We start from the raw sequence: 24013 nt of genomic DNA on the forward strand, positions 1-24013 counted from the left end.
CTGTCTCGGGGAAAGCCGCCGCCTATCACTGTGACAGAGGTGTCACCCCGTGGCGTGACAGCCTGTCACCTGGGGGTGACAAGGTGCCCAGTCCGCCCGATTTGGCCTATGCTGGAGGCCGCGCAGACGCCCCCGCGGAGGACAACAACAATGGCCGCCACCCCGTCCGATCGTCATGCCAGCCAGGTGCTCGAACTCGCTCGCGGCGCCGTCCTCGACGGCCCGGCCAGCGATCCGGCCATCGCCCGCTCCTGGCGGCGCTGTCTCGACGAACACCAGCTGGACCCGGCCGCTCTGGTAGCGCCCTGGGTGCTGGAGCGCGCCCGCTTCGACGAGCATCGCCAGCGCCAGCAACGGGTCCTGCAGATCGCCCGCGGGCAGATGAATGCCCTGCACCAGCAACTGGGCGGCGCCGGCCATGCCGTGCTGCTCACCGATGCCCGTGGGCTGATCCTCGATTGCGTCACCGCCGAGGCCGAGCGCGAGACCTTCCAGCAGGCCGGGCTGTGGCTGGGCGCCGACTGGAGCGAGGCCTGCGAGGGCACCAACGGCATCGGCACCTGCGTGGTGGAACGCCAGGCGCTGACCATCCATCGCGACGAACACTTTCGCAGTCGCCATACCCAGCTGACCTGCTCGGCCAGTCCGGTCTTCGATCCGGCCGGCGAGTTGCTGGCGGTGCTGGACGTCTCCACCGCCCGCCAGGAGGCCTCGCGCCAGGGCCAGTTCCACACCATGGCGCTGGTCAATCTCTCGGCCAAGCTGATCGAGAGCTGCTACTTCCTCGACCGCTACGCCGACGGCTACCTGCTGCGCTTCCATGCCCAGGCGGCCTATGTCGGCCTGCTCAGCGAAGGGCTGCTGGCCTTCGACGCCGAGGGTCGCGTCCAGGCCGCCAACGAGACCGCCCTGATGCTGCTGGGCCTGGCGCGTAGCGCGGTGCTGGGGCAGCGGATGGAGAGCCTGTTCGAGTTGCGGCAGGACGACCTGCTGGAGCGCGCCCGTCCGCAACCCAGCGCCTGCTGGGCGCTGCGTGGCCGCCAGGGCCAGGGCTTCCACGGCCTGGTGCGCGGTCCCCAGGTACGGCCGGTCACCTCGGTGGCGGTGCCCAAGGCGCCCCTGCCCAGCGGCATCTGCCTGGCCGATCCGGCCCTGGCGCGGGATTTCAGCCGGGCGCTCAAGGTCCTGGAGCGCGACGTGCCGGTGCTGCTGCACGGCGAGACCGGCACCGGCAAGGAAGCCTTCGCCAGCGCCCTGCACCGCGCCAGCAGTCGCGCCGGCCAGGCTTTCGTCGCCCTCAATTGCGCGGCCATCCCGGAGACGCTGATCGAAAGCGAGCTGTTCGGCTATCGCGGCGGCAGCTTCACCGGGGCGCGCAAGGAAGGCATGGCCGGCAAGTTGCAGCAGGCCGATGGTGGCATCCTTTTCCTCGACGAGATCGGCGACATGCCGCTGGCGCTGCAGACCCGGCTGCTCAGGGTGCTGGAAGAACGCCAGGTGGTCCCCCTCGGCGGCGGCGCGCCCCGGGCTCTGGACCTGCGCCTGGTCAGCGCCAGTCACCGCGATCTGGAGGCCCTGGTGGCCGCCGGCAGCTTTCGTGAAGACCTCTACTATCGCCTGCGCGGCCTGGTGGTGACCCTGCCGGCGCTGCGCGAGCGCAGCGACCGTGGCGAGTTGCTCGATCTGCTGCTGGCCGAAGAGGCCCGCGGCGAGGCGATCCGCCTCGATCCGGCGGCACGTGCCTGCCTGCTGGCCCAGCCCTGGCCCGGCAACGTCCGCCAGTTGCGCACCGTGCTGCGCACCCTGGTGGCCCTGAGCGAAGACGGCCATATCGGCCTGGACGAGCTACCGGCGGAGTGTCGTGGCGCCCGGCTGCCCCTGCCGTCCAGCGCGGCGCCGGTCGACAGCGCCCGGGAGGAGCTGCGCGCGGTGCTGGACGACTGCCACTGGCAGATGACCCGTGCCGCCAAGCGCCTGGGGGTGAGTCGCAACACCCTCTATCGCTGGCTGCATCAGCACGGCCTGCAGCGCCCCCAGGACTAAGAGCCTGTTCAAAGTCTGCTGCGCGTCGGCCAAACGGCGTTAAAAATGGCCTGGAAGGCCAGCCCCGTCGGAATGCTCATTTACTCTTTGTAAACTCGAGCGCGAGTCCGATCCGCTTCCTCAGCTATTTTCGCGGGGCCGCCTAGGCCTTGTTTGTCTCTAGCTCGCGAGCCTTTGAAAAGGCTCTAGCGCACCTTCTTGCACAGGTGGGCGATGCAGGGCGAGACGAACAGACCGCCCCGGTAGGCGCCGGCCAGGGTGCGGCTGGCGACCAGCAGCCACAGCAGGGCCAGCAGCACCACCAGCGCGGCGCCCAGGCCGGTGAAGAAGGGCGCCGCCAGGGCCTCGCCCAGGCGCAGGGTGGTCAGGGCATAGACGCCCAGGGGAAAGGTGAAGCCCCACCAGCCCAGGTTGAAGGGCATGCCCTCGCGGGCCTGACGCTGGGTCACCAGCACCGCCAGCGCCAGCCACCAGAGTCCCAGGCCCCAGAGCAGCAGCGCGCCCAGCAGGCCCAGGCCCCGGGCGATCTCGCCAATGCCGGCCAGGCCATGGGCGGCGAACACCGCGGGCGCCGCGCTGCCCAGTACCAGGAGACCCAGGGCACCGGTGGCGATCGGACCCAGCGCCAGCCAGCTCGACGCCGCCATACTGGCCGGCGGCAGCCTGTGCAGCGCCAGGCGCAGCAGCAGGATCACCAGCAGGCTGAGGGCGACCGGCACCGAATAGGCCCAGAGCACATAGCTGGCGACGAGTACGGTGAATTGCTCGCCGGCCGCCAGATGCGGCACCAGCAGGCCACCACTGGCCGCCGCCACCTCCGCGGCTACCACCGGCAACAGCCAGACGGCGGTCATCTGGTCGATGCGATGCGCCTGGCGGGTAAACATCAGATAGGGGATCAGCACCCCGCAGGCCAGTGCCATGGCCACATCCAGCCACCAGAGGCCGAGTGCCAGGGGCAGCACCGCCGCGCCCCAGCGCGGCAGGCCGAACAGCAGCAGGCCGTTGATTAGCGTGGCCAGGCCCATGGGGATGGTACCGATAGACATCGAGACGGTGGCGTGGGCGAAGATCTCGCGGGCCTCGTCGAAGAACAGCAGCCAGCGCGCGGCATAGAGCCCGGCGAACAGGCAGAACAACAGCACAGCGAGCAGCCAGAGGCCCTCGGCGAGGGCGGGCAATCCAGGCAACCGCCAGGGAAAGGCGGCCAGGGCGAGGGCCAGCACGCCGGTGCCCATGGTCACGGCGAACCAGTTGGGGGTGAACTGGCGGATGACCTCCAGGGGGCGGTCGAGCTGGCTGAAGGGTCTGAGGGCCTGCGCTGGGACAGCGGCGAAAAACGGCATGGCCGGGCTCCTGAAAGGGAAGGCCCTCAGGCTATGCCTGCTCGCTTATCATTAAAAATGAATGATCATGAAATATTAAACCATAGGATAGATAAGGCGCTGCCCGCACGGGGCAGACAGCGCCCGGGCATCAGGGCTTGGCCACGTGCCAGACCTGATTGACGCCATCCCCGGTGGTATCGCCCGGCTTGCTGTCCTTGACCCAGGTATACAGCGGCTTGCCCTGGTAGGCCCATTGCTGGCTGCCGTCGTCGCGAGTGACCAGGCTGTAGCCATCGGCAGCCTTGGCGCCCGCTTCGGCTGTCAGCGGTGGCCAGTTCTGGGCACAGGGACCGTTGCAGGCGGACTTGCCCGCGCTGTCCTTGGCGAAGGTGTAGAGCGTCATGCCCTTGCCGTCGACGAGCACGTTGCCCAGGGCGGTGTCGGCGACCTTGGTCGGCGCGGCGGCCAGGGCCAGGCTGGCGAAGGAGAGAGTTGCAGCGATGATCAGCAGGTGTTTCAGCATGGTCGACCTCTTGTGCTTGTTATCAGGGCGAACGGAGCCTCGGCTACTTGGGCATCCGCAAAGCCAGGGATGCCTTGCGCACTCTAGTCGAAATCCTGCCGTCCGGGGCCGGCGCAGCGCCGGGTATCCGCGACGGCCATCGCTCCGGCGGCGCGGCCCCCCGTGCTAACCTTGCCGCCGTTCAATCTGCAGCGGAGCCCGCCTGTCATGCACATCCACATCCTCGGTATCTGCGGCACCTTCATGGGGTCGCTCGCGGTGCTGGCCAAGGAAGCCGGCCATCGCGTGACCGGCTCCGACGCCAACGTCTATCCGCCCATGAGCACCCAGCTGGAGGCCCAGGGCATCGAGCTGACCCAGGGCTACGATCCGGCCCAACTGGATCCAGCGCCGGACCTGGTGGTGATCGGCAACGCCCTGTCGCGCGGCAATCCGGCGGTGGAATACGTGCTGGATAAGGGCCTGCCCTATGTCTCCGGCCCCCAGTGGCTGGCCGAGCACGTCCTGCAGGGCCGCTGGGTACTGGCGGTCGCCGGCACCCATGGCAAGACCACCACCACCAGCATGCTGGCCTGGGTGCTGGAGCACGCCGGCATGAGCCCGGGCTTTCTCATCGGCGGGGTGCCGCAGAATTTCGGCATCTCGGCGCGCCTGGGCGGCACGCCTTTCTTCGTGGTGGAAGCCGACGAATACGACAGCGCCTTCTTCGACAAGAGATCCAAGTTCGTCCACTACCGGCCGCGGACCACCATCCTCAACAACCTGGAATACGATCACGCGGACATCTTCCCGGATCTGGCGGCCATCGAGCGGCAGTTCCACCATCTGGTGCGGACCATCCCCAGCAGCGGCCTGATCATCCATCCCACCGCCGAAACGGCCCTGGTGCGGGTGCTGGAGATGGGCTGCTGGACCCCGGTGCAGACCACTGGCGCAGGTGGCCAGTGGCAGGCCCGCCTGCTGGCCGAGGACGGCTCGCGCTTCGAGGTGCTGTTCGAAGGCCAGGTGCAGGGCACGGTGAACTGGGAACTGACCGGCCAGCACAACGTGGCCAATGCCCTGGCCACCCTGGCCGCGGCTCGTCATGTCGGCGTGGTGCCGAGCCTGGGCGTCGCGGCCCTGAGCGAATTCCGCAGCGTGAAGCGACGCATGGAAAAGGTCGCCGAGGTGCGCGGCGTGACCGTCTACGACGACTTCGCCCACCATCCCACCGCCATCGCCACCACCCTGCAGGGGCTGCGTGCCCGGGTCGGCAGCGAGCGGATCATCGCCGTCATCGAGCCGCGCTCCAATTCCATGAAGCTGGGCGCCCACCGTGACGGCCTGCCGGCCAGCGTCACCGGCGCCGACAGCGTCATCTGGTACGCCCCGCCGAATCTGGGCTGGGACCTGGCCGGCACGGCCGAGGCCTGCGCCGTACCGGCCGTGGTCTGCGATTCCCTGGAGGCGATCATCACCCGGGTCCAGGCCGAGCTGGACGGCCCCACCCACGTGGTAATCATGAGCAACGGCGGCTTCGGCGGCCTGCACGGCAAGCTGGCCGCCGCCCTGGAGCAGGCATGATGGCCGGCCCGGAACGCATCACCCTGGCGCTGACCGGCGCCTCCGGCTCCCAGTACGGCCTGCGCCTGCTGGACTGCCTGGTGCAGGAGGAGCGCGAGGTGCACTTCCTCATCTCCAAGGCCGCGCAGCTGGTGATGGCCACCGAGACCGACGTGGTGCTGCCGCCCAAGCCCCAGGCCATGCAGGCCTTTCTCACCGAATATACCGGCGCGGCGCCGGGCCAGGTGCGGGTGTTCGGCCAGAGCGACTGGATGGCGCCGCCGGCGTCCGGTTCCAGCGCTCCGGCGGCCATGGTGGTCTGCCCCTGTTCCACCGGCACCCTCTCGGCCATCGCCACCGGTGCCAGCAACAACCTCATCGAGCGCGCCGCCGACGTGGCCCTCAAGGAGCGGCGGCAACTGATCCTGGTGCCGCGCGAGTCGCCGTTCTCCAGCATCCACCTGGAAAACATGCTCAAGCTGTCCAACCTGGGCGTGACCATCCTGCCGGCCTCGCCGGGCTTCTACCACCAGCCGCAAACCCTCGACGACCTGGTGGACTTCGTGGTGGCGCGCATCCTCAACACCCTGGGCATCCCCCAGGACATGCTGCCGCGCTGGGGCGAACATCACCTGTCCGGCAACGATGACTAGGTTCTGTACGAAAAGTCGCCGAGCGAAGGTCAGGCAAGGCAAAAATCAGCGAGGAAGCGGACCGGGCTCGCGCTCGAGTTTACGAATGGTAAATGAGCATTCCGAGCTGATTTCTAACGCAGCATCACCGAGCGCAGGCAGTTTTCGTATAGAACCTAGGGCCGTCGCGCGCCTCGGCCTGCTGCTAACGACTGTCCTGGTCCTCGGCGGCTGCGCCACGGCGCGCACCCTGGACGCCGCCAAGCCCGGCGCGCCGGTGGTCTATGCCGGCACGCGGCTGGATCTCTATGCTCTGCAGGGCGGCTGTTGCGCTTGGGAGCGCTTTGGCGCCGAGGCACCGGCCTGGCCGGTGCTGGACCTGCCCGCCAGCGCCCTGCTCGACACCCTGCTGCTGCCGCTGTCCCTGCCGGCCGCCATCGGTGGGCGCGGCAGTGTGCGTGGCGGCCTCTAGAACGCCTTCAGCAACTCGCCGAGCCTGGCCATGGCCGCCTCGCTGCGGGTGTCCCAGGGATGGCCGCAATTGAGTCTGATGCAGTGGCGAAAGCCCTGCTGCGCGGAAAAGATCGGGCCCGGCGCCAGGCTGATGCCTTCGGCGAGGGCCTGGCGGTAGAGCGCCAGGCTGTCCACCCGGGTGGGCAATTCGAACCAGAGAAAGTAGCCACCCTGGGGCCGGCTGACGTGGGTGTCGGCGGGAAAGTAGCGCCGCGCCGCAGTCAGCATGGCCTGGCGCTGGCGATCAAGACTCAGGCGCAGACGACGCAGGTGGCGATCATAGCCGCCGTGCTGGAGGTAGTCGGCCAGGGCGGCCTGGGCCGGCATCGAGGGGGTGATGGTGGTCATCAGCCGCAACCGCGCGACGGCGCCGGCCTGGCGACCGGCGGCGATCCAGCCGATGCGATAGCCGGGCGCCAGGCACTTGGAAAAGGAGCCGCAGTGCAGCACCAGACCGTCGCGGTCGAAGCGCTTGACCGGGCGGTGCGGTTCGCTGCCGCTGTAGAGCTCGGCATAGACGTCGTCTTCCAACAGCGGAACCTGATGGCGTTGCAGCAGGCCATAGAGGCGCTGCTGGGCGCTATCGTCGAGACTGACCCCGGTGGGATTCTGCAGGCCGCTCATGAACCAGCAGGCCTTGATCGGCAGGCGACTCAGGGCTTCTTCCAGGGCGTCCAGGTTGAGCCCACGCTCGGCATCGACGGGAATCTCCACCGCCTTGAGCTGCAGCCGCTCCAGCACCTGCAGGCTGGCGTAGAAGGCCGGGCTTTCCACCGCCACCAGATCGCCGGGACGGGTCAGGCTCTGCAGCCCAAGGTTGAGCGCCTCCAGGGCGCCGTGGGTGATCACCAGTTCTTCGCCGACCTCCGGCATGCCGGCCAGGCCGTAGCGCCGGGCGATCTGCCGGCGCAACTCGGGATGACCGGGGGTGACGTAGGCGGTGAGGTCTTGGGCGGGCAGGTCGCGCAGGCCGTGGGCCATGCTGCGGGCCATGCTGCGGGCCAGGCGCGCCAGGGGAAAGAGATCAGGGCTGGGAAAAGCAGAGCCGAAGGGCACGATGGCCGGATCCTGCAGCGACTGCAGCACCGAATAGACCAGGTCGCTCACCGCGACCTCGGTGCCTTCCAGAGGCGCCAACAGCGGCGCCGCGTCGCGCGCCCGGGCCGGTTCGCGGACGAAATAGCCGGACCGCTCGCGGGCCTCGATCAGCCCGCGACTCTCCAGCAGGTAATAGGCCTGGAACACCGTGGAGGGGCTGATGCCATGGGTCTGGCTGGCGCTACGTACCGAGGGCAGCCGCTCGCCGGGGGCGAGGACACCGCGGGTCATGAGGGTGGCGAGCTGATCGGCGAATCTTTCGTAGCGCTTCATGCAGGGCCAGGGCAGGGGAGACCGTCACTATAGCGAGCCGGGCCCCATCTGATCCGGTTTTTCATGTGTCTACCTGCTGCTGTAACGCGGGCGGCGGGAGGCCTAAGCTTTATCCATCCCTTTCTGGCATCCCTCGGAGGCAGCCATGGACGATGGTATCTTCATGATTCTCTTCAGCCTGCTCGCACTCATCCTGCTCGGCGGCGGCTACTACGCCTGCGTGGTGTTGAACAAGGACCGGCGCGACGTGGAAAAGAACGATCAGCTGCGCTGATCGCCCACCTCGCAGACATCCACCCAGCGCGCCTCGCTGAGGGCGGCCAGCCGCTCCGGGGTGAGGCGCACGCAGCTGTGGATGGCACCCGCGGCCGGTAATACCTCGTCGAAGGCTTTCAGCGATTCATCGCAATAGACCGGCAGCGGTGTGGCCAGCCCGAACGGGCAGACGCCGCCCACCGGATGCCCGGTGAGGCCTTCCACGGTGGCGGCATCGAGCAGCTTGGCCTTGCCACCGAAGGCGGCCTTGAGCTTGCGGTTGTCCAGGCGCGCATCGCCGCGAGCCACCAACAGCAACTGCTGCTCCCCGACTTTCAGCCCCAGGGTCTTGGCGATCCGCCCCGGCTCCACGCCATGGGCGGCCGCGGCCAGGGTGACGGTCGCGGTACTGGTGGTGGCCTCGAGGATCTCGAGATCGGGAGCGATGCAGGCAAGGTGCTGGCGGACGGAGTCGAGGCTCACGGGGCTTCCCGTGCAGGTAAACCCCGACTTTCGGCAATCCGTACCGCCCGCGTCAAGGCTGGCTCAGCACTCCACAAAGGTCACGGCCAGGCCGCCGCGCGAGGTTTCCTTGTACTTGCTGTGCATGTCCGCGCCGGTTTCCTTCATGGTGCGGATCACCTGGTCGAGGGAGATGAAGTGCTCGCCGTCGCCGCGCAGGGCCATCTGGGCGGCGTTGATCGCCTTGACCGCGGCGATGGCATTGCGCTCGATGCAGGGCACCTGCACCAGGCCGCCGACCGGATCGCAGGTCAGTCCCAGGTTGTGCTCCAGGCCGATCTCGGCGGCGTTTTCCAGCTGCGCCGGACTGGCGCCCAGCACCTCGGCCAGACCGGCCGCGGCCATGGCGCAGGCCGAGCCGACCTCGCCCTGGCAGCCCACCTCGGCACCGGAGATGGAGGCGTTCTTCTTGCACAGGATGCCGACCGCGGCGGCGGCGAGCATGAAGCGCACCACGTCGTCGTCGCAGGCGTCGGGATTGAATTTCATGTAGTACATCAGCACCGCCGGGATGATCCCGGCCGCGCCGTTGGTGGGCGCGGTGACCATGCGTCCGCCGGCGGCGTTCTCCTCGTTCACCGCCAGGGCGAAGAGGTTGACCCATTCCATGGCGGAGAGCGTGGAGCCGATGACGTTGGGCTTGCCGATGGCCTGCAGACTCTGGTGCAGGCGGGCGGCGCGGCGACGCACCTTGAGGCCGCCGGGCAGGATGCCCTCGTTGGCGAGACCGTTCTGCACGCATTCGCGCATCACGCTCCAGATGCGCAGCAGGCCGCTGCGGATCTCTTCCTCGGAGCGCCAGCTCTTTTCGTTGGCCAGCATCAGCTCGGCCACGCCCAGGCCATGACGGCGACACAGCTGCAGCAGCTCGGCGCCGCTGGAGAAGTCGTAGGGCAGTTCGGTGGTGTCGTTGTCCAGCACGCCGCTGGCGGCCTGGGCGGCGTCCACTACGAAGCCACCACCGATGGAATAGTAGGTCGCCTCGGCCACCTCGCCGGTGGCGCCAAAGGCGGTCAGGGTCATGGCATTGGGGTGATAGGGCAGGCTCTCGTCTAGGAGCAGCAGGTCTTCCTGCCAGTCGAAGTGGATCGCCTGGCGCCCGGCCAGCAGCAGCTGGCGCTCATTGCGCAGGGCTTCGATGCGCGGCTCCACGGCGGCGGGATCGACGCGATCCGGCCATTCGCCCATGAGGCCGATCAGGGTGGCGCGGTCGGTGCCATGGCCGACGCCGGTGGCCGAGAGCGATCCGTAAAGGCGTACCTCGATCCGCTTGACCTGTTCCAGCAGACCTTCGTCGACCAGGCGCTGGGCGAACAGGGCGCCGGCCCGCATCGGGCCCACGGTATGGGAACTGGACGGACCCACGCCGATTTTGAACAGGTCGAAGACGCTGATGGCCATGACGATAATCCCTGATTGAGCTTGAATGGTCGCCAGACAAGGTGCCGGCGGATGGCTCATAGTGGTGATAAGCCCTCAGCTCGCACAAACGAAAGCTTCTAAGCGATCCTTTAGCGGAACTCATCGATGAGCCGGATCCTCAACGCCCAAACCCAGGCCTGGCTGCAGGTCTTCGCCTGCGCCGCCCGGCACCTGTCCTTCACGCGCTGCGCCGAAGAGTTGCACGTGACGCCGGGCGCCATCAGCCAGCAGATGCGCCAGCTGGAAGAGCGCCTGGGCTTCAAGCTGTTTCACCGGGTGGCCCGTGGCCTGGAGCTGACCGCCGAAGGCCAGCGCCTGGCAACCACCCTGAATCAGGCCTATGGGCTGATCGACGCCGAATTGCGCCGTCTCAACGCCGGTCAGTTCGGCGGCGTGGTGCGCCTCAGGTCGATCCCTTCGTTCCTGGGCAAGTGGCTGACGCCGCGACTGCCGCGGCTGCAGGCGCGCTTTCCCGACCTGCAACTGCGGCTGGTGGCCGAAGACAGCAGCTGGTCGCTGCGCGAGGGCGAATTCGACCTGGCCATCGACCTCAACGACGGCAGCTATCCGGGCCTGGCCTCGACGCCGCTGATGGAGGAAGAGATCTTTCCGGTCTGCGCGCCCAGCCTGCTGGCGGGGCGACCGCCGCTGGAGCGGCCGGAGGACCTGGAGTTCTATCCGCTGCTGCACGACATCACCGCCTGGCGCGGCAGCTACGAATACGCCGAATGGGAATTCTATCTGGCCAGCATCGGCGCGCCGGCGCTGGATGTGCGGCGGGGTCACACCTTCAACCGCAACCACCTGACCATAGAGGCGGCCATCGCCGGCATGGGCGTCGCCATCGCCCGCCGCGCCTTGATCACCGACGAGCTGGCCCGTGGCGTGCTGGTGGTGCCGCCCTTCGGCCGTTCGGTACCGGCGCACAAGAGGTACATGCTGCTCTATGCCCAGGGCGCCCTGGCCGATCCCCGCCTGCGCGCCCTGCACGACTGGCTGGTGCAGGAGGTCGACCAGATGGTGCTGGCCCAGCCGGCCTGAGTGGCCTTGATAGCTCGGTAGTATGGAAAACGGCACAGCCTTTTCCGCTGGTGAGTTCGCCGTGAGGCGCGCCCTCACCCCAGCCCTCTCCCAGAGGGAGAGGGGGCTTATCCAAGCGAGGAGGGTCTTGTGCAGGCTCCGTAGCGTGGAAAACGGCGCAGCCTTTTCCGCGGGTGGCTTCGTCGTGAGGCGTGCCCTCACCCCAACCCTCTTCCGGAGGGAGAGGGGGCTATCCGAGCGGGGAGTGGCCGCATCGGCGGACCGCCATGACCGCGAGGGCGGCAACTCTGCCCCTGGCTCTACGCCTTCATCGCCCCAGCTTGCGCAATTCGTCCGATTCCACCACGCGCACGCCCTTGCCTTCTTCCAGGGCCAGGCGCCAGAGCGCGCGGGCCAGCACGGCGGCTTCGATGCCGTGCCACTTGCCGGGCAGCCATTGCGACAAGGGGGCGGCCAGGCGCTCGCCCAGGCGTTCTTCCTGGCGCTGGCCGATCAGCAGCGACGGTCGGGCCAGGGTCAGTTGCGTCCAGCCCTGGGCGCGCAGGGCTTCTTCAAGCTCGCCCTTGACCTTGTTGTAGAAGATCGAGGATTGCGGATCGGCGCCGATGGCGCTGACCACGATGTAGTGGCGGGCGCCCAGTTCCAGGGCGCGCTGGCCGACCGCCAGGGGCAGGCCATAGTCCACGGCGCGAAAGGCGGCTTCGGAGCCGGCCTGCTTCATGGTGGTGCCCAGGCAGCAGAAAGCCACGTCCAGCGGGCCTTCCAGGGTCGGCAGCAGGCTGTTGAGGTCACCCACCGGATTGTCCAGCCGGGCGTGTTCCGCCAGCGGGCGACGGGTCGGCGCCAGCACCCGGGGGACCGTCGGCTCGTTGAGGAGGCGGTCGAGCAGGTGTTCGCCGGTCAGGCCAGTGGCGCCGGCGATGAGGGCATGCTGAGGCGTCAGGTACACGGGGCTCTCCTTGTAGCGGCGACCGCTGATGTCAGGTTGGACCTCAGGCGTTCCGGTTGTTCGTCAAAGCCCCAAGGCAAAGGCAGTTCTCAGCGACCCGCGCGCCAGGCGCGCCACTTCTGCAGCACGGCCGGCGGCGCCCAGAGCTGCGGCTCGGACGGGTCGAAGCCTTCGGTCTTCTCGCGCACCGACACGGTGTCGCGGGCGCGCTGGAAGGCCTGCTCGGGATCGTCGGTGTGCTGGAAGGCCTCGGCGAACAGGGCACGGCCGAAGTAGGTGAAATCGGCTTCGTCGGTGCAACCGAAGGAGGTGCGATCGGCCTTGGAGGCGGTCATCACCAGGGTATGGTCGTCCTGCAGTTGCGGGATGAAGCCGCCGCTGTAGCAGCTGGAGACGATGATCAGCTTGTCGCGTCCGCGCAGCGGCGCGAGCAGGCGGCCGAGCTCCGCCGCCGGCAGGCTGGAGAGATCCAAGCCCGGCTGGGAGAGCACCAGCTGATGGTCGGCCGAGCCGTGGCTGGTCAGGTAGATGAGGATGAGGTCTTCCGGACCGGTGCGCTGGGCCAGCGCCTGCAGGCTCTGGTAGAGATTCTCGCGGGTGGCCAGCGGATGGTCGCTGCGGATGTCCTTGGCGTTGATCAGGTGGACGACGTCGCGGGCGCCCCAGGTGGTGGTCAGGAAGTTGGCCACATAGTTGGCCTCGCGCTGGAACACGCCCTGGCCGCCGTCGCCGGCCAGGACCAGGCCATAGAGTTCGGTGGCGGGGGTGGAGGCAGGGATCTGCTGCAATTCCTGGTCGAGCACCTTGCCCTGATCGAGCAGGGCGCGCTCCAGGGGATCGGCGATGTACTGGCCCTGGTCGTCGCGGATGCGCTTGCCGCCTTCCCAGAGGCCCCGTTCCACCTGGCCGTCGGCGCGGGTCAGGACGCCCATGCCGGCATAGACGCCATCGGCGAAGTTGCCGCGATAGACGCTGCCGTCGCTGTTGGTGAGCACGCCCTGGCCATCGAATTTCCAGTTGCGGAAGGCGCCGCGGTACTGGCTGCTGTCGCTGCCGACGAATTCGCCGTTGCCGGTCAGCTCGCCGCCACTGAAGCGCCCGCGCCAGAGATCGCCACCGGCGCTGCGATAGACGCCGGCGCCTTCGAACTGGTCGTCGACGAATTCGCCGTCATAGCGATCGCCGCCCGGCTCCTGCCACTGGCCGACGCCATTGAGGTGGCCGTCGTTGAAGGTGCCGATGGTCTGGGTGCCGTCGCTGTCGAGCTTGGAGCCCTGGCCCTGCATGCGGCCATTGACGAAGCTGCCGTGGTACTCCCAGCCGCTGCTGCTGATCAGATTGCCCTGGCCATGGTAGAGACCGCGGCGAAAGGTGCCCTGGTAGTAGGTGCCGTCGGCGAATTGCTGTTCGCCGGGGCCCTCGGCCAGGCCGTCCTTGAAGCGGCCCTTGAGCCAGTTGCCGTTGGGCCACTCGATGCGCCCGCTGCCGTTGAGCAGACCGCTGACGATCTCGCCGGTATAGACCCCGCCATCGGGCAGTCGCACGCTGCTCGCGTTGGGCGCCGCCTGGGCAGCGCAGGCCGCCAGCAACAGCGCAACGAGGGCGAGACGGGGCAGGAGGGCGCTCATAGGTGGGGTCGGGTGGGCGCTTTAACGCGCCTCGAGCCGGACCAGATGACGCTCCAGCGTCGCGGAGTAGGGTTCCAGGAGACGTTCCACGCAACTGGCCCCGGCGGGGCTGGCGATGGTGCGGATACGGGCGCGTTTACGCAGCAGCTCGTCCTCGGCGATGCTCTGCTCGACCAGCAACAGGTTGCGACTGTGGCGACTCAGCGCCTGGGCATTGCGCACGGTGGTGTTTTCCAGCAATTGGGCAAGCTCCAGGCCGGCGAGGCGTTCGCCCTGCGTCAGACCCAGTTGCAGCTGCAGGGTTGCACCGCTGCCGACCACTTCCACCTGCAGCGCATGACCCAGGGCACGCATGATCTCGCCGCAGCATAGCGCGCGGGTCAGGTAGTCGTCGTCGTCGCTGCGCTCGTGGAAGAGGATCAGGCTGCCCCCGTCCTTGAGGGTGTGGAGTTCGCCGTCATAGAGCTCGGTGGCCTGCTGCAGGCAGTCGCGATAGCGCTCCAGCAGCTGTTCGAGGCGGCTGCGCGGCAGCCGGCTGAGCTGGTCCTGGGCGCCGAGCTGGATGGCCAGCACCGCGGAGGTGACGATATCGGGTTCGGTGGGCACCACCGGAGCGGGCGTGGGCGGCGGCTCGGTGAAGGAGTCCGGTACCAGCTCGGCGAAGGCGTCGGCGTCCAGCTCGCTGTCGGCGTCTGCCACGGGCGCCTTGCGCGCGGCCGGTTTGGCGGCGGCCTTGCGCGCAGGCGGCTTGACGCTCAGGCCACCCTGCTCGTCGGCGAAGGGATCGTCGTCTTCGTCGGCCACTTCCGCCTTGGGCGGCTTGGGCGGTACCAGGCGGCTCTGCAGCTGACGAGCCAGGTCGCCCAGTTCGTCGAGGCGACCGGCGCCCGGTGCGGGGTCATCGGGATCGCGCAGCCAGACGCGCAGCTCCAGCAGCGGCGTCGACAGCTGGCGCCCGAGGCGCAGGCTGAGGATCAGCGTCAGGGCCAACAGGATGAGGCCCAGCAGTCCCATGTTCTGCAGGCTGATCATCATCGGCTGCTGGAACTGGTCCATGTCCAGCGCCAGGCGCACCTGGCCGGCGGTGACGTCCTGAAAGCGGATCGGCGTGCTGTAGATGCCGTCGGTGGCGGTCAGCAGGCCCTGGCTCGGGCGCGTGCCGGATTCGGCCAGCACCCGGTTGTCCGGGCTGTAGACCGCGGCATGGGCCACCAGCGGATTGCGCGCCAGGTTGCTCAGCAGCACGTTGAGGCTGAGGTTGTCGTTGGCCACCAGCAATTCGGCGGCGGAGTTGGCGGTCTGGGTCACCAGGCTCTGGCCGACGGCGTCGGCCTGCTGCTGCATGGCATGGCGAAACTGCATGCTCATGATGCCGGCATAGATCACCAGGGCGGCCGCCACCAGCAGCAGGCTGTGGGAAACGATGCGCAAGGCCACCGGCACACGACGCTGGCGCAGGGCTCGGTAGATCAGCAGGAAGAAATTATCGGGCTTGACGGTCGCGGGGCGGGTCACAGAAATCGTTTCTTTGGACAAAAAATGTGCGGCCAGTATAACCAGCGCGCCAGGGGTGCGAAAACGGCGAATGCAGGGCTTCGCCCGCAAAAGAGGCCGGCGGTGGACTCCCGCCGCCAGCCGGTGCCCATGGCTCGGCACCGTCGGGGCGAAAGGGTAGACTGCGCGCTTTTCCGCGAGGGGATCGCCATGCAAGACGTTATCGGACTCCAGGCCGTGGGTATCCTGCCCGCCGACTGGTTGGCTGCTCTCACCGGCGCCCTGGCCGCGGCCGGTGCCCGGCTGGAATCGCTGCAGCAGCAGGGGTTGGACAACAGTGCCGCCGTGACCCTGCTGATCAGCCCGGCAAGTGCTGGCGCCGCGTTGCAGCAGGCGCTGCAGGCCCTGGGCCTGCAGGTGGCGCCCCTGGCGCAGCCGGCGCCGGAAACCGGCGAAGCCCATGTCCTGACGCTGATGGGTCGTACCCTGGCCGATCTGCCGCTGACCCGCCTGGCCGCGCTGTGCCGCGAGCAGGGCCTGAACATCCATGCCATCCGCGCCCTGAGCGAGCCGGGCGCGACCACGCGCGCAGCCCTGGAGCTGCGCGTCACCGGCGAGCCGCACGAGCCCCAGGCGCTGCGCGCGGGGCTGCTGGCGCTGGCTCAGGAAGGCCAGGCCGACATCGGCTGGCAACCTGACGATCTGCAGCGGCAGCATCGCCGCCTGGCGGTGTTCGACATGGACAGCACCCTGATCCAGGCCGAGGTCATCGATGAACTGGCCAAGGCCGCCGGCATCGGCGAGCGGGTGGCGGCCATCACCGAGCGCGCCATGCGTGGCGAGATCGACTTCCGCGCCAGCTTCACCGAGCGCATGGCGCTGCTGCAGGGCCTGTCCGAAGAGGTACTGGAAGACATCGGTGCCGGGCTGCGCCTGACCGAGGGCGCCGAGCGGCTGTTCGCCGAGTTGAAGCGGCTGGGCTACAAGACCGCCATCCTTTCCGGCGGCTTCACCTATTTCGCCCGCCAGGTGCAGGCACGTCTGGGCATCGACTACGTCTATGCCAACGAACTGGAGATCGTCGACGGCAAGCTGACCGGCCGCGCCGTCGAGCCCATCGTCGATGCCCAGCGCAAGGCCGACCTGCTGCAGGAACTGGCCAGCCGTGAAGGCCTGACGCTGGAGCAGACCATCGCCGTGGGCGACGGCGCCAACGACCTGCCGATGCTGGCCCTGGCCGGGCTGGGCGTGGCCTTTCGCGCCAAGCCGCTGGTGCGCCAGTCCGCGCGTCAGTCGGTGAGCGTGCTGGGCCTGGATGGCGTGCTCTATCTGCTCGGCGTGGAAGACCGGCTTACCCGCGGCTGAGGTCGCGTTCGACGGCCACCCCGAGCCCTAGTGCTCGGGGTGGAATTCGTAGTCCATCGCCTGACTGGGCTCCTGCAGGTAGTAGCCCTGGATGAAGTGCACCCCGACCTGCCAGAGCTGGGCCAGCACGCTGGCGCTCTCGACGAAGGGCGCGATGGTCTGGACGTTCTGGGCGCTCAACTCGGCGACCATGGCCTTGAGCCGCTCCTGGTGCTCCGGCTGTCCCAGATCCTTGATCAGCTTGCCCGACAGCTTGACGTAATCCGGTACCAGCAGCCGCAGCGACGCCAGAGGCGGATCGCCGGCGGCAAAGCCGCTCAGGGTGACCGGATGACCCTGGCGGCGCAGGCGCTGCGCCATGGCCAGGGCCTGCTCCGGCTGGGCCAGCAGGTCTTCTTCGCTGAGCTGGAAGATCACCGCCTCGGCGTCCAGCTGTTGCCCCTGCAGGGTTTCCCGCAGCCAGGGCAGCAACTCCAGATCGCCCAGGGTCGCGCCCGAGAGGTGCACGAAGATGCGGGTACCGTGGCCGCGGGCGCGGTGTTCGCCCAGCTGACGCACCGCCTGCTGGATCACCCAGCGATCGATCTGGCCGCTCAGGCCGCTGTCGCGGGCGGTGCGGGCGAATTCGGTCGGGGAGACCTCTTCGCCCTGGGGATTGACCAGCCGCAGCAGCGCCTCGTAGTACTCGTGGCTGCTGCCGCGCAGGCCGATCACCGGCTGGAACAGCAGGCGGAAGCCGTTCTGCTGCAGGGCCTGCTTGACCATGGCCACCAGATTGCCGCGATTGGCGGCGGCGGCCAGCTCTTCCTGGGGATCGTAGCGTTTGCAGGCGTTGCCGCCGCGCTGGGCGACCTGGCGCGCGGAGCGGTGCGCCCGGTCCACCAGATCACCGGCGCTCTTGGTGTGGTTGTCCAGGCTGACCACGCCGATGGAATAGCTGATCGCCAGGGTGCGCCCGGCCAGGGTCAGCGGCTGCCGCTCCTGACGACCCAGCAGGCGCTCGAAGGCGCTGTCCAGGCTGGCGTCGGCCGCCTGCGGCAGGAGGGCGGTAAAGGCATCATCGGCGAAGCGCGAGAGGGTCACCAGGGTGCCGAAGTGCTCGCGCAGGCGCTCGGCCAGGGCCACCAGCAACTCGTCCATGGCGCCTATGCCCAGCTCCGCCAGCAGGGTCGGATAGCGATCGATGCTCAGGTAGGCGAAGCTCGCCGGCGCGCCGAGTCGGGCGCGCTCCAGGGCGTCTTCGAGCAGTTCGAGCATGCGGCTGCGATTGAGCAGACCGGTCAGGGTGTCCTGGAAGCGCACCTCGCGCAGCTGTTCCTCGAGGGCTTCGGCGGCCGGGGCCGCGCGTTCCTCGCGCAGGTGCAGCTGCACGCAGGGTTCATCGAGGTAGATGGCCGGCGTCAGGCGCAGGCGCACGCCGAGGGTGCTGCCGTCCTGGCGGACGCACCGGCAGTCCAGCTCGCGGGGGCTGGGGTCGTCGCGCAACTGGCGGAAGGCTTCGCGCAGCGCCGGCTGGTCGGCGGCGGCGATGAGATCCATCAGCGGCGTGATCTCCAGGTCTTCCGCGGACGGATAGCCCAGCAGCTCCACATAGGCCGAGTTGACGTGGATATGCAGGCCGTCGTGGACATAGGCGACCGCCTCCACGGCGTTGGCCAGCAGCAGCTGGCAGCGCTGTTCGGCCTCGGCCAGGGCCTGCTCCAGGCGCCGGCGTTCGTGGCGCTCGGCCAGGTTGCCGAGTTCGCGCAGACTGGCCAGCAGCAGGTGCTCGTCGTTGTCGCTGGCGATGCCATCGCGGGCGCCCAGGCGCAGGGCGTCGAGCACCGCTGCGGGATCGTCCGGCGGCACCCGCTGGATGACGGCGAGTTGGGGCACGCGGCGACGCAGCTGGCGCAGCGCGCTCAGGCTGTCGAGTTCGGGAGAGGGCGGGGCGAGGATGGCGAGGTCCCAGGACTGGGACAGCAGTTCGTCGAGACCTGCAGGGTCGGTCAGACGCTGGGCCCGCGTCGCCCGTCCGGCGTTGCGGAACAGACTGACCAGGCGTTCCGCCTCGTTCTGCGATGCTTCGAGCAGTAACAGGCGGATCGCACTGTGTTCGGCGGCCATGGTCTATTCGCGCCCTGGCGATAACGATGATTTATCGAAGCTACAGAGACTTCCACAGCGAGTCAAAGTCTTCTTCCTGCCGGGCGCCACCGCCGGCAGGGCCGCCGCTGGGCTGAGCGCCGCTCTGTTCCAGCAGGTGATATTCGAAGACGCTGAAGCTCACCGTCATGCTGCGACGCCGGTCGAGCATGCCGCGCTGCTCGTTGCCCTGCTGATTGATCTGCACCTTGCTGCCCTCCTGAAAGGGTAGTCGCGGCGCGATCAGGGTCGGCGCCTGGTCGATGGCCTTGATCTCCGGCAGCAGCAGGGCACGCAGGTACTGACTGTTCTGCTCGGCCTTGCGCAGCAGCTGCAGCCCGCAGGGCCGTGCGGTGGGGGCCAGCAGTTCGACGCCCATGTGGGTTCCGCTGCCGGGCACCTGGCGTACCCAGCGCACCACCGCCGGGCCCCAGTTGTGATCCTCGGGCAGGCGCACGCCGAGCAGTTCGCCGGCCTGCAGCTGCTCGGGGACCTCGCCGCTCCAGCTCAGGCAATAGCCGCCCGGACTGTGATTGACCACCTGCACCGCATGGATCGGAAAGGCCGGACTGGCCGCCTCGCCGTCGCCGGGCAGGACGTCGTAATGGATTTCTTCCAGGGACTCGGCGCTCCAGTCCAGGGCGTCGGGTGCGCGGGTATCGGCATCGAAGGCCAGCGACCAGACGTCTTCCTTGGGCTTGGGCGCAAAGGCGTCCGGCACGGCCTGCGCCGACAGGCGCAGGGTGTCGGCGAACACCTGCCCCCCCGCGAGCTGGTAATGCAGGGCGCTCATGCCGATGCAGACCTGCACCTGGCCCTGGCCGGGCATGCGCTGGAAGGCGCGGTCCGCTTCCTGGCCCCAGGCGCCGACCAGGTGCTGCAGCAGATCCAGGGACAGGTCGCCGTGCACCGGCAGGCGCGCGCGCGGCCGCTGCTCCGGCGCCAGCGCCAGATAGTCCTCGATGGCCTGCACCAGCTGTTGCGGCGCAAGACCGAGCAGACCGTTGAGATTGGCTTCACGCAACAGCGAACGATAACGCGGCGGCGCGTCGATCTGCGGCGCCACCACCATCAGGGTGCCGTTCTGCTCGGGCCCTTGCAGGCGGATCAGGCTGGCCCAGTCGTCCAGGTGCAGGGTCAGCTGGGCGATATGGCTCTGGCGCAGCTGGTTGCAGCGCGCGGCACCAAACAGCAGGGCGGCGCCATAGGCCTGGGTGATGGTCTGGCTGCCGTCGCCGGGCAGCAGTTCGTCGCGAATCTTCTGGTTGTGCAGGCCGGTGGTCACTGCCAGCCGATAGAGCTGGTGCAGCTCCAGCCAGAGGTTGTCGTGCACCGGGGTATAGAGCTGGGCGGCGCGGATCAGCGGCCCGAGCAGCGCGCGTAGGGCGCGCTGGATGGCGGTGGCCAGCAAGGTGCTGCGTTCGCCGCGCTCGCTTTCCTCGACCACGATCAGCTTGTAGCCGGCGGCCAGCAGGTTCTGCAGGGCCTGGCAGAGATTGGCCACCTTGCGCGAGCGCTCGTCGAGCACGATGGCCTGGTTGAGCACATGACGTTCGAGCTGCTGGCAGACCCGCTGCACGTCCGAGCGCAGGGCTTCGAGCAGGCGCAGGCGCGCTTCCGGCGTCAGGATCAGCCGGTTGAGTTCCAGCAGGCCCTGATAGAGCAGCCGGGCGAATTCGCCCAGCTTGGCCCGTGGCAATTGCTCCAGCCAGCGCTTGAGGCCGGCCGGGGTGGCGTCACAAAACGTCAGGCTGCGCTGATCGGGCGTCGGTACCCGCAACATGAGCTGTGGCCTTTTGCTATCCATTCGCCGCGCACACTCCTGGTTCGATGGGCAATGAACCGCGCATCTAGGCGAGAGGCCCTGGCTCGGAAACGGTGGTCAAGGGGGCCGACGTGGTCGGAACCCCCAGCAGTTGCCCCATGTTGACGGTGGACAACGCGCCGAGTTCAGCGGACCAGTTCACCGCGTCCGGGCCGAACAGCACGATGGCGGTGGAGCCCAGCTTGAAGCGCCCCAGCTCGTCGCCGGTACGCAGGGTGATGGGCGCGCGGGCGGCCTCGTCGTAGGCAAAGCTCTTGAGTTCGCGCTTGGGCGGCGTGACCAGGCCGGCCCACACCGTCTCGATGCTGGCGACGATCATGGCGCCGACCAGGATGACCGCCATGGGGCCCACGGCGGTATCGAAGATGCAGACCACCCGCTCGTTGCGGGCGAACAGCTCGGGCACGTTCTCGGCGGTGAGCTGGTTGACCGAGAAGATGCGGCCGGGCACATAGACCATCTCCTTCAAGGTGCCGGTGAGCGGCATGTGCACCCGGTGGTAGTCCTTGGGCGACAGGTAGATGGTGGCGAAATGGCCGCCCATGAAGGGCGCGGCGCGCAGGCCGTCGCCGCCGAGCAGCTCCAGCAGGCTGTAGCTGTGGCCCTTGGCCTGCAAGATGCGGCCGTGCTCGATGCGACCGAGCTGGCTGATGGCGCCGTCGCTCGGGCTCACCACCACACCGGCTTCGGCCGGCAGCGGGCGGGCGCCGGGCTTCAGGGCGCGGGTGAAGAAGGCGTTGAAGTTCTCGTAGGCGGTGGGGTCTTCCACCTGGGCCTGGCGCATGTCGACGTCATAGTGACGGACGAACCAGCGGGTCAGCAGATTCTTGAACCAGGGCGCCCGGCACTCGGCGAAGCCGCCGATCACCCGCGACAGCAGATGGTGCGGCAGCAGGTGCTGGGCGAGGATGAACAGTCGGTCTTGCAGTTTCATGGGAGGTCCTTGGCAGTCATTCGATGGGGGTGTCGGGGTGGTTGCCCCATTCGCCCCAGGAGCCGGCATAGGCTTTGACCCGCGGATAGCCCAGGGCCTTGGCCGCGAGGTAGGTGAAGCCGGATCGGTGATGGGTCTGGCAGTGGGTGATGATTTCCTTGTCGCGGGTGATGCCCAGGCGTTCGAGTTCGGCGCCCAGGTCCTCGCGGAGGCGCAGCTGGCGCTCGCGATCCATGCCGGCGGTCCACTCGAAGTTGATCGCCCCGGGAATGTGGCCACCACGGGCGGTCAGCACCTTTTCGCCGCGGTATTCGTCGGCGCCGCGGGCGTCCCAGATGGCTAGGTCCTCGGCGCCCAGCCGGCTCTGCAGATAGGCGCGGCTGGCGGTGGGCTCCTCGTGCAGGGTCAGGGCAACCGGCGCCCCGGCCGGCGCGGGCACCGCGGTGCTCAGCGGCAGGCCGGCGGCGATCCAGCCCTGGCGGCCGCCGTTGAGGTAGTGATAGTGGCCGTGCCCGATGACATCGAGCAGCCAGATGAAGCGTCCGGCCCAACCGCCGCCTTCGTCGTCATAGACCACGTAGACGGCTTCGTCGCGCTGGCCCAGTTCGCCGAACAGCTGCTCCAGGTCCGCCTGGGCCGGCAGCAGGCCGGGCGCCGGCTTGCTGCCCAGCTGGGTGCGGGCGGGCGCGACATGGCGCGCGCCGGGCAGATGGCCCTCGGCATAGTGGGCGGCGCTGCAGAGATCCACCAGGATGAGTTCGGGCGCATCCAGGCGCGCCGCGAGATCGGCCGGTTCGATCACCAGGGGCAGGGCGGAAAAGGGCATCGCGGATTTCCCGTCGGTCCGTAGCAAAGGTGAAGTGTACCGAGGTTGACCGGCCAGCGTCAGGTCGGTCGTACCCGCGGACGATTGGCGAAGGTGCCGATGGCGCGCTCGATGCAGGTGAAGGTCTTGTCCAGCGCCGCGGTCCGACGGGGATCCGCCGGCTGCAGTTCGCTGTCCAGGATCGCCAGCAGCACCACCCGTTCGCCAAAGCCCAGACTGCGCAGCCAGAGCCGTTCGTTGCTGAACAGCCGGCGCAGATCGGCGGGCAGGTGCGGCGCGAAACGCGCTCGGTTGCCGTCATCGATGCGCAACTGGCCGGGGCTGCCGAACAGCTTGGCCAGCAGCGGATGGCTGGCGATGTCCAGTTGCAGGCCGGGGGCGTCGTCCAGGCCATGGTGCAGCTGGACATTGCCCTTCTGGCCGTTGCGATCCGGAGTCAGCAGCAGCAGCCGCGGCAGGCCGCAGGCCACCAGCGCCTGGCGGGCGCAATCGAACAGCTGGGGCAGGGTGGCGAAGGCGCTGGGCGTGTGCAGCAACTGCTCGCAGAGTCCGCGCCAGCGCTGCGCCTGACTCTCGCTGGCGACCTGGACCCGGGGCACCGGCTTGAGGCGCCGTTCGCCCGGCGGCCAGACCAGGCCTTCGGCCGGGTGCCAGAGGCCGGGTCGGGCATGGCGCTGGGCGTCCTGCACCGCCAGTTCGTGGCTGCGACTCTGCACCCGTGCCAGTGGCAGTTGCAGGTAGAGGGCGCTGAAGCGCTGCCAGCGCAGGGTGTGGGGACCGTCCCAGGCATGGTGGCTGGCCAGCGCCAGGCCGTTGGCCAGGAGGATGGTGTTGCCGGGATGGGTCAGCCAGCGCCGTAGCGTGGGGTCGTCGTCGAGGCGCTGCTGCTGTTCGAGGGGATCGTCGCCATGGGCGATGTGCAACGCCCTGACCAGTTGCCGGCGATCCTGGTCCAGCAGCCGATAGCCTTCGACGATCCACTCGGGCAGCTGCCAGTGACGGGCCAGCGCCTGGCACAGGCGGATCGCCGGCACGCCGAGCAGCTCGCGCTCGACCTTTATCGCCGGTTCGCCTTCGCCCAGCACCCGCCGCTCCCATTCCTCGAAGAGTTCCGGATAGCGGGTCGCCAGCGGCCAGAGCGGCGCCAGAAAGAGCAGGGCGGCCAGGCGGATGTCCGGCCACAGTCGCGCCAGGGGCACGCCGAACAGGCCCAGCCCTAGGGTCATGGCGTGCTGGCTGACCAGGCACAGCTGGCGCAGCGGACGCGGCAGGCGTTCCTCGGCCAGGGTCGGCTGGCGGGCGATCAGGTATTCCGCCGGGCCGAGTCCGACGCGGCCGAGCACGGCTTCCAGACTGGCGGCCGGATCGCCGAGGCTGGCATGGCCGCGATTGGCCTCGCGCAGCAGGGCCAGCGCCAGGGGGGGGGACTCGCAGAGCCGTTCGGCGATCTCATGCAACGCCAGACGGCCATCGGCCAGGGCGCGGCGCAGACGCTCCGCGGTGGCGGTGGCCACCGGCAGGCGCACGCCTTCCAGGTGTTTGACCCAGTCTTCGACGGTGTTCGGGCGGCTGGACATACGACGGTCGCCTTGAAATTTGATGAAAGGCCTTCAGTCCGGGGCGCCGGGTCCGATAAAGGGGGCGTGAGGGTGATTCCCCGGCTCAATTTTCCTTAG

20 protein-coding genes are annotated in these 24013 nt (G+C 68.6%); 7 read left to right on the forward strand and 13 right to left on the reverse strand.

Annotation, left to right across the window (positions count from 1 at the left end):
• Positions 1–150: 150 nt before the first annotated feature.
• On the forward strand, positions 151–2043 hold the full coding sequence (locus POR01S_RS17615) for a sigma-54-dependent Fis family transcriptional regulator (protein ID WP_042137317.1): 1893 nt from the start codon (positions 151–153) through the stop codon (positions 2041–2043).
• A gap of 185 nt (positions 2044–2228) precedes the next feature.
• Here POR01S_RS17615 and POR01S_RS17620 read toward each other — a convergent pair whose 3' ends face one another.
• Positions 2229–3389 (reverse strand): SLAC1 family transporter, encoded by a 1161-nt coding sequence (locus POR01S_RS17620; protein ID WP_042137319.1) that lies wholly within the window; start codon positions 3387–3389, stop codon positions 2229–2231.
• Positions 3390–3519: 130 nt separating this feature from the next.
• Entirely contained in the window at positions 3520–3894 is a 375-nt protein-coding gene (locus POR01S_RS17625; protein WP_042137321.1) for a COG4315 family predicted lipoprotein, read from the reverse strand.
• A gap of 207 nt (positions 3895–4101) precedes the next feature.
• Between POR01S_RS17625 and mpl the strand changes: the two genes are divergently transcribed.
• The 3 genes from mpl to POR01S_RS17640 all read left to right on the forward strand — a co-directional run bounded on the left by mpl (position 4102) and on the right by POR01S_RS17640 (position 6540).
• On the forward strand, positions 4102–5457 hold the full coding sequence (gene mpl, locus POR01S_RS17630) for a UDP-N-acetylmuramate:L-alanyl-gamma-D-glutamyl-meso-diaminopimelate ligase (RefSeq protein ID WP_042137323.1): 1356 nt from the start codon (positions 4102–4104) through the stop codon (positions 5455–5457).
• Entirely contained in the window at positions 5457–6089 is a 633-nt protein-coding gene (gene ubiX, locus POR01S_RS17635; RefSeq protein WP_007161189.1) for a flavin prenyltransferase UbiX, read from the forward strand. Before mpl ends, ubiX begins: the two co-directional genes overlap by 1 nt.
• A 178-nt stretch (positions 6090–6267) precedes the next feature.
• Positions 6268–6540, forward strand: a complete 273-nt coding sequence (locus POR01S_RS17640; protein WP_027601095.1) for a YceK/YidQ family lipoprotein — start codon at positions 6268–6270, stop codon at positions 6538–6540.
• Here the strand turns inward: POR01S_RS17640 and POR01S_RS17645 are convergent.
• Entirely contained in the window at positions 6537–7952 is a 1416-nt protein-coding gene (locus POR01S_RS17645) for an aminotransferase-like domain-containing protein (protein ID WP_042137325.1), read from the reverse strand. The two genes, POR01S_RS17640 and POR01S_RS17645, sit on opposite strands and share 4 nt — an antisense overlap.
• A 145-nt stretch (positions 7953–8097) precedes the next feature.
• Here POR01S_RS17645 and POR01S_RS24035 point away from each other — a divergent pair, with 145 nt between their 5' ends.
• The gene (locus tag POR01S_RS24035) at positions 8098–8226 is read left to right on the forward strand and encodes a hypothetical protein (RefSeq protein WP_007161186.1); all 129 of its coding nucleotides are present in this window, start codon (positions 8098–8100) and stop codon (positions 8224–8226) included.
• Here POR01S_RS24035 and POR01S_RS17650 read toward each other — a convergent pair.
• Positions 8214–8690: a YbaK/EbsC family protein gene (locus tag POR01S_RS17650; RefSeq protein ID WP_042137327.1), complete on the reverse strand. Its 477-nt coding sequence runs from the start codon at positions 8688–8690 to the stop codon at positions 8214–8216. The two genes, POR01S_RS24035 and POR01S_RS17650, sit on opposite strands and share 13 nt — an antisense overlap.
• Positions 8691–8753: 63 nt before the next feature.
• Complete coding sequence (locus POR01S_RS17655) at positions 8754–10130, reverse strand: L-serine ammonia-lyase (RefSeq protein ID WP_042137329.1); 1377 nt, start codon at positions 10128–10130, stop codon at positions 8754–8756.
• Positions 10131–10256: 126 nt separating this feature from the next.
• Here POR01S_RS17655 and POR01S_RS17660 point away from each other — a divergent pair, with 126 nt between their 5' ends.
• Positions 10257–11192: a LysR substrate-binding domain-containing protein gene (locus tag POR01S_RS17660; RefSeq protein ID WP_017642882.1), complete on the forward strand. Its 936-nt coding sequence runs from the start codon at positions 10257–10259 to the stop codon at positions 11190–11192.
• Between the two features lie 307 nt (positions 11193–11499).
• Here POR01S_RS17660 and POR01S_RS17665 read toward each other — a convergent pair whose 3' ends face one another.
• From POR01S_RS17665 to POR01S_RS17675, 3 genes are all read right to left on the reverse strand, one after another.
• On the reverse strand, positions 11500–12141 hold the full coding sequence (locus POR01S_RS17665) for an oxidoreductase (RefSeq protein WP_017642883.1): 642 nt from the start codon (positions 12139–12141) through the stop codon (positions 11500–11502).
• An 89-nt stretch (positions 12142–12230) separates the two neighbouring features.
• Entirely contained in the window at positions 12231–13769 is a 1539-nt protein-coding gene (locus tag POR01S_RS17670; protein WP_027598856.1) for a C13 family peptidase, read from the reverse strand.
• A gap of 21 nt (positions 13770–13790) precedes the next feature.
• On the reverse strand, positions 13791–15284 hold the full coding sequence (locus POR01S_RS17675) for an AhpA/YtjB family protein (RefSeq protein ID WP_027598855.1): 1494 nt from the start codon (positions 15282–15284) through the stop codon (positions 13791–13793).
• Positions 15285–15473: 189 nt separating this feature from the next.
• On the opposite strand from POR01S_RS17675, the gene serB reads away from it, so the two are divergent.
• Entirely contained in the window at positions 15474–16628 is a 1155-nt protein-coding gene (gene serB, locus POR01S_RS17680; protein WP_042137332.1) for a phosphoserine phosphatase SerB, read from the forward strand.
• Between the two features lie 27 nt (positions 16629–16655).
• Here serB and POR01S_RS17685 read toward each other — a convergent pair whose 3' ends face one another.
• Genes POR01S_RS17685 through POR01S_RS17705 form a run of 5 tightly spaced genes read right to left on the reverse strand, consistent with a single transcriptional unit; the run spans position 16656 to position 23914 of the window.
• Positions 16656–18734 carry an EAL domain-containing protein gene (locus POR01S_RS17685; protein WP_042137334.1) on the reverse strand — a complete coding sequence of 693 codons (2079 nt, stop codon included), beginning with the start codon at positions 18732–18734 and terminating at the stop codon, positions 16656–16658.
• A gap of 40 nt (positions 18735–18774) precedes the next feature.
• Positions 18775–20559: a cyclic-di-GMP receptor FimW-related protein gene (locus POR01S_RS17690; RefSeq protein ID WP_027598852.1), complete on the reverse strand. Its 1785-nt coding sequence runs from the start codon at positions 20557–20559 to the stop codon at positions 18775–18777.
• 43 nt (positions 20560–20602) lie between these two features.
• Positions 20603–21511, reverse strand: a complete 909-nt coding sequence (asd, locus tag POR01S_RS17695) for an archaetidylserine decarboxylase (RefSeq protein ID WP_042137337.1) — start codon at positions 21509–21511, stop codon at positions 20603–20605.
• Between the two features lie 16 nt (positions 21512–21527).
• Positions 21528–22337 carry a rhodanese-like domain-containing protein gene (locus POR01S_RS17700; RefSeq protein WP_042137340.1) on the reverse strand — a complete coding sequence of 270 codons (810 nt, stop codon included), beginning with the start codon at positions 22335–22337 and terminating at the stop codon, positions 21528–21530.
• Positions 22338–22396: 59 nt separating this feature from the next.
• Positions 22397–23914, reverse strand: a complete 1518-nt coding sequence (locus POR01S_RS17705; RefSeq protein ID WP_042137342.1) for an HDOD domain-containing protein — start codon at positions 23912–23914, stop codon at positions 22397–22399.
• Positions 23915–24013: the final 99 nt, after the last annotated feature.

Source organism: Pseudomonas oryzihabitans NBRC 102199, assembly GCF_000730625.1.
GTDB lineage: Bacteria > Pseudomonadota > Gammaproteobacteria > Pseudomonadales > Pseudomonadaceae > Chryseomonas > Chryseomonas oryzihabitans.

Excerpts from the sequence above, each read along its gene's own strand:
- POR01S_RS17670 (WP_027598856.1), bottom strand. The coding sequence starts at position 13,769 with ATGAGCGCCCTCCTGCCCCGTCTCGCCCTCGTTGCGCTGTTGCTGGCG.
- POR01S_RS17645 (WP_042137325.1), bottom strand. The coding sequence starts at position 7,952 with ATGAAGCGCTACGAAAGATTCGCCGATCAGCTCGCCACCCTCATGACC.
- POR01S_RS24035 (WP_007161186.1), top strand. The coding sequence starts at position 8,098 with ATGGACGATGGTATCTTCATGATTCTCTTCAGCCTGCTCGCACTCATC.
- POR01S_RS17660 (WP_017642882.1), top strand. The coding sequence starts at position 10,257 with ATGAGCCGGATCCTCAACGCCCAAACCCAGGCCTGGCTGCAGGTCTTC.
- POR01S_RS17700 (WP_042137340.1), bottom strand. The coding sequence starts at position 22,337 with ATGCCCTTTTCCGCCCTGCCCCTGGTGATCGAACCGGCCGATCTCGCG.
- serB (WP_042137332.1), top strand. The coding sequence starts at position 15,474 with ATGCAAGACGTTATCGGACTCCAGGCCGTGGGTATCCTGCCCGCCGAC.
- POR01S_RS17620 (WP_042137319.1), bottom strand. The coding sequence starts at position 3,389 with ATGCCGTTTTTCGCCGCTGTCCCAGCGCAGGCCCTCAGACCCTTCAGC.
- POR01S_RS17685 (WP_042137334.1), bottom strand. The coding sequence starts at position 18,734 with ATGGCCGCCGAACACAGTGCGATCCGCCTGTTACTGCTCGAAGCATCG.
- POR01S_RS17625 (WP_042137321.1), bottom strand. The coding sequence starts at position 3,894 with ATGCTGAAACACCTGCTGATCATCGCTGCAACTCTCTCCTTCGCCAGC.
- asd (WP_042137337.1), bottom strand. The coding sequence starts at position 21,511 with ATGAAACTGCAAGACCGACTGTTCATCCTCGCCCAGCACCTGCTGCCG.
- POR01S_RS17690 (WP_027598852.1), bottom strand. The coding sequence starts at position 20,559 with ATGGATAGCAAAAGGCCACAGCTCATGTTGCGGGTACCGACGCCCGAT.
- mpl (WP_042137323.1), top strand. The coding sequence starts at position 4,102 with ATGCACATCCACATCCTCGGTATCTGCGGCACCTTCATGGGGTCGCTC.
- POR01S_RS17615 (WP_042137317.1), top strand. The coding sequence starts at position 151 with ATGGCCGCCACCCCGTCCGATCGTCATGCCAGCCAGGTGCTCGAACTC.
- ubiX (WP_007161189.1), top strand. The coding sequence starts at position 5,457 with ATGGCCGGCCCGGAACGCATCACCCTGGCGCTGACCGGCGCCTCCGGC.
- POR01S_RS17705 (WP_042137342.1), bottom strand. The coding sequence starts at position 23,914 with ATGTCCAGCCGCCCGAACACCGTCGAAGACTGGGTCAAACACCTGGAA.
- POR01S_RS17655 (WP_042137329.1), bottom strand. The coding sequence starts at position 10,130 with ATGGCCATCAGCGTCTTCGACCTGTTCAAAATCGGCGTGGGTCCGTCC.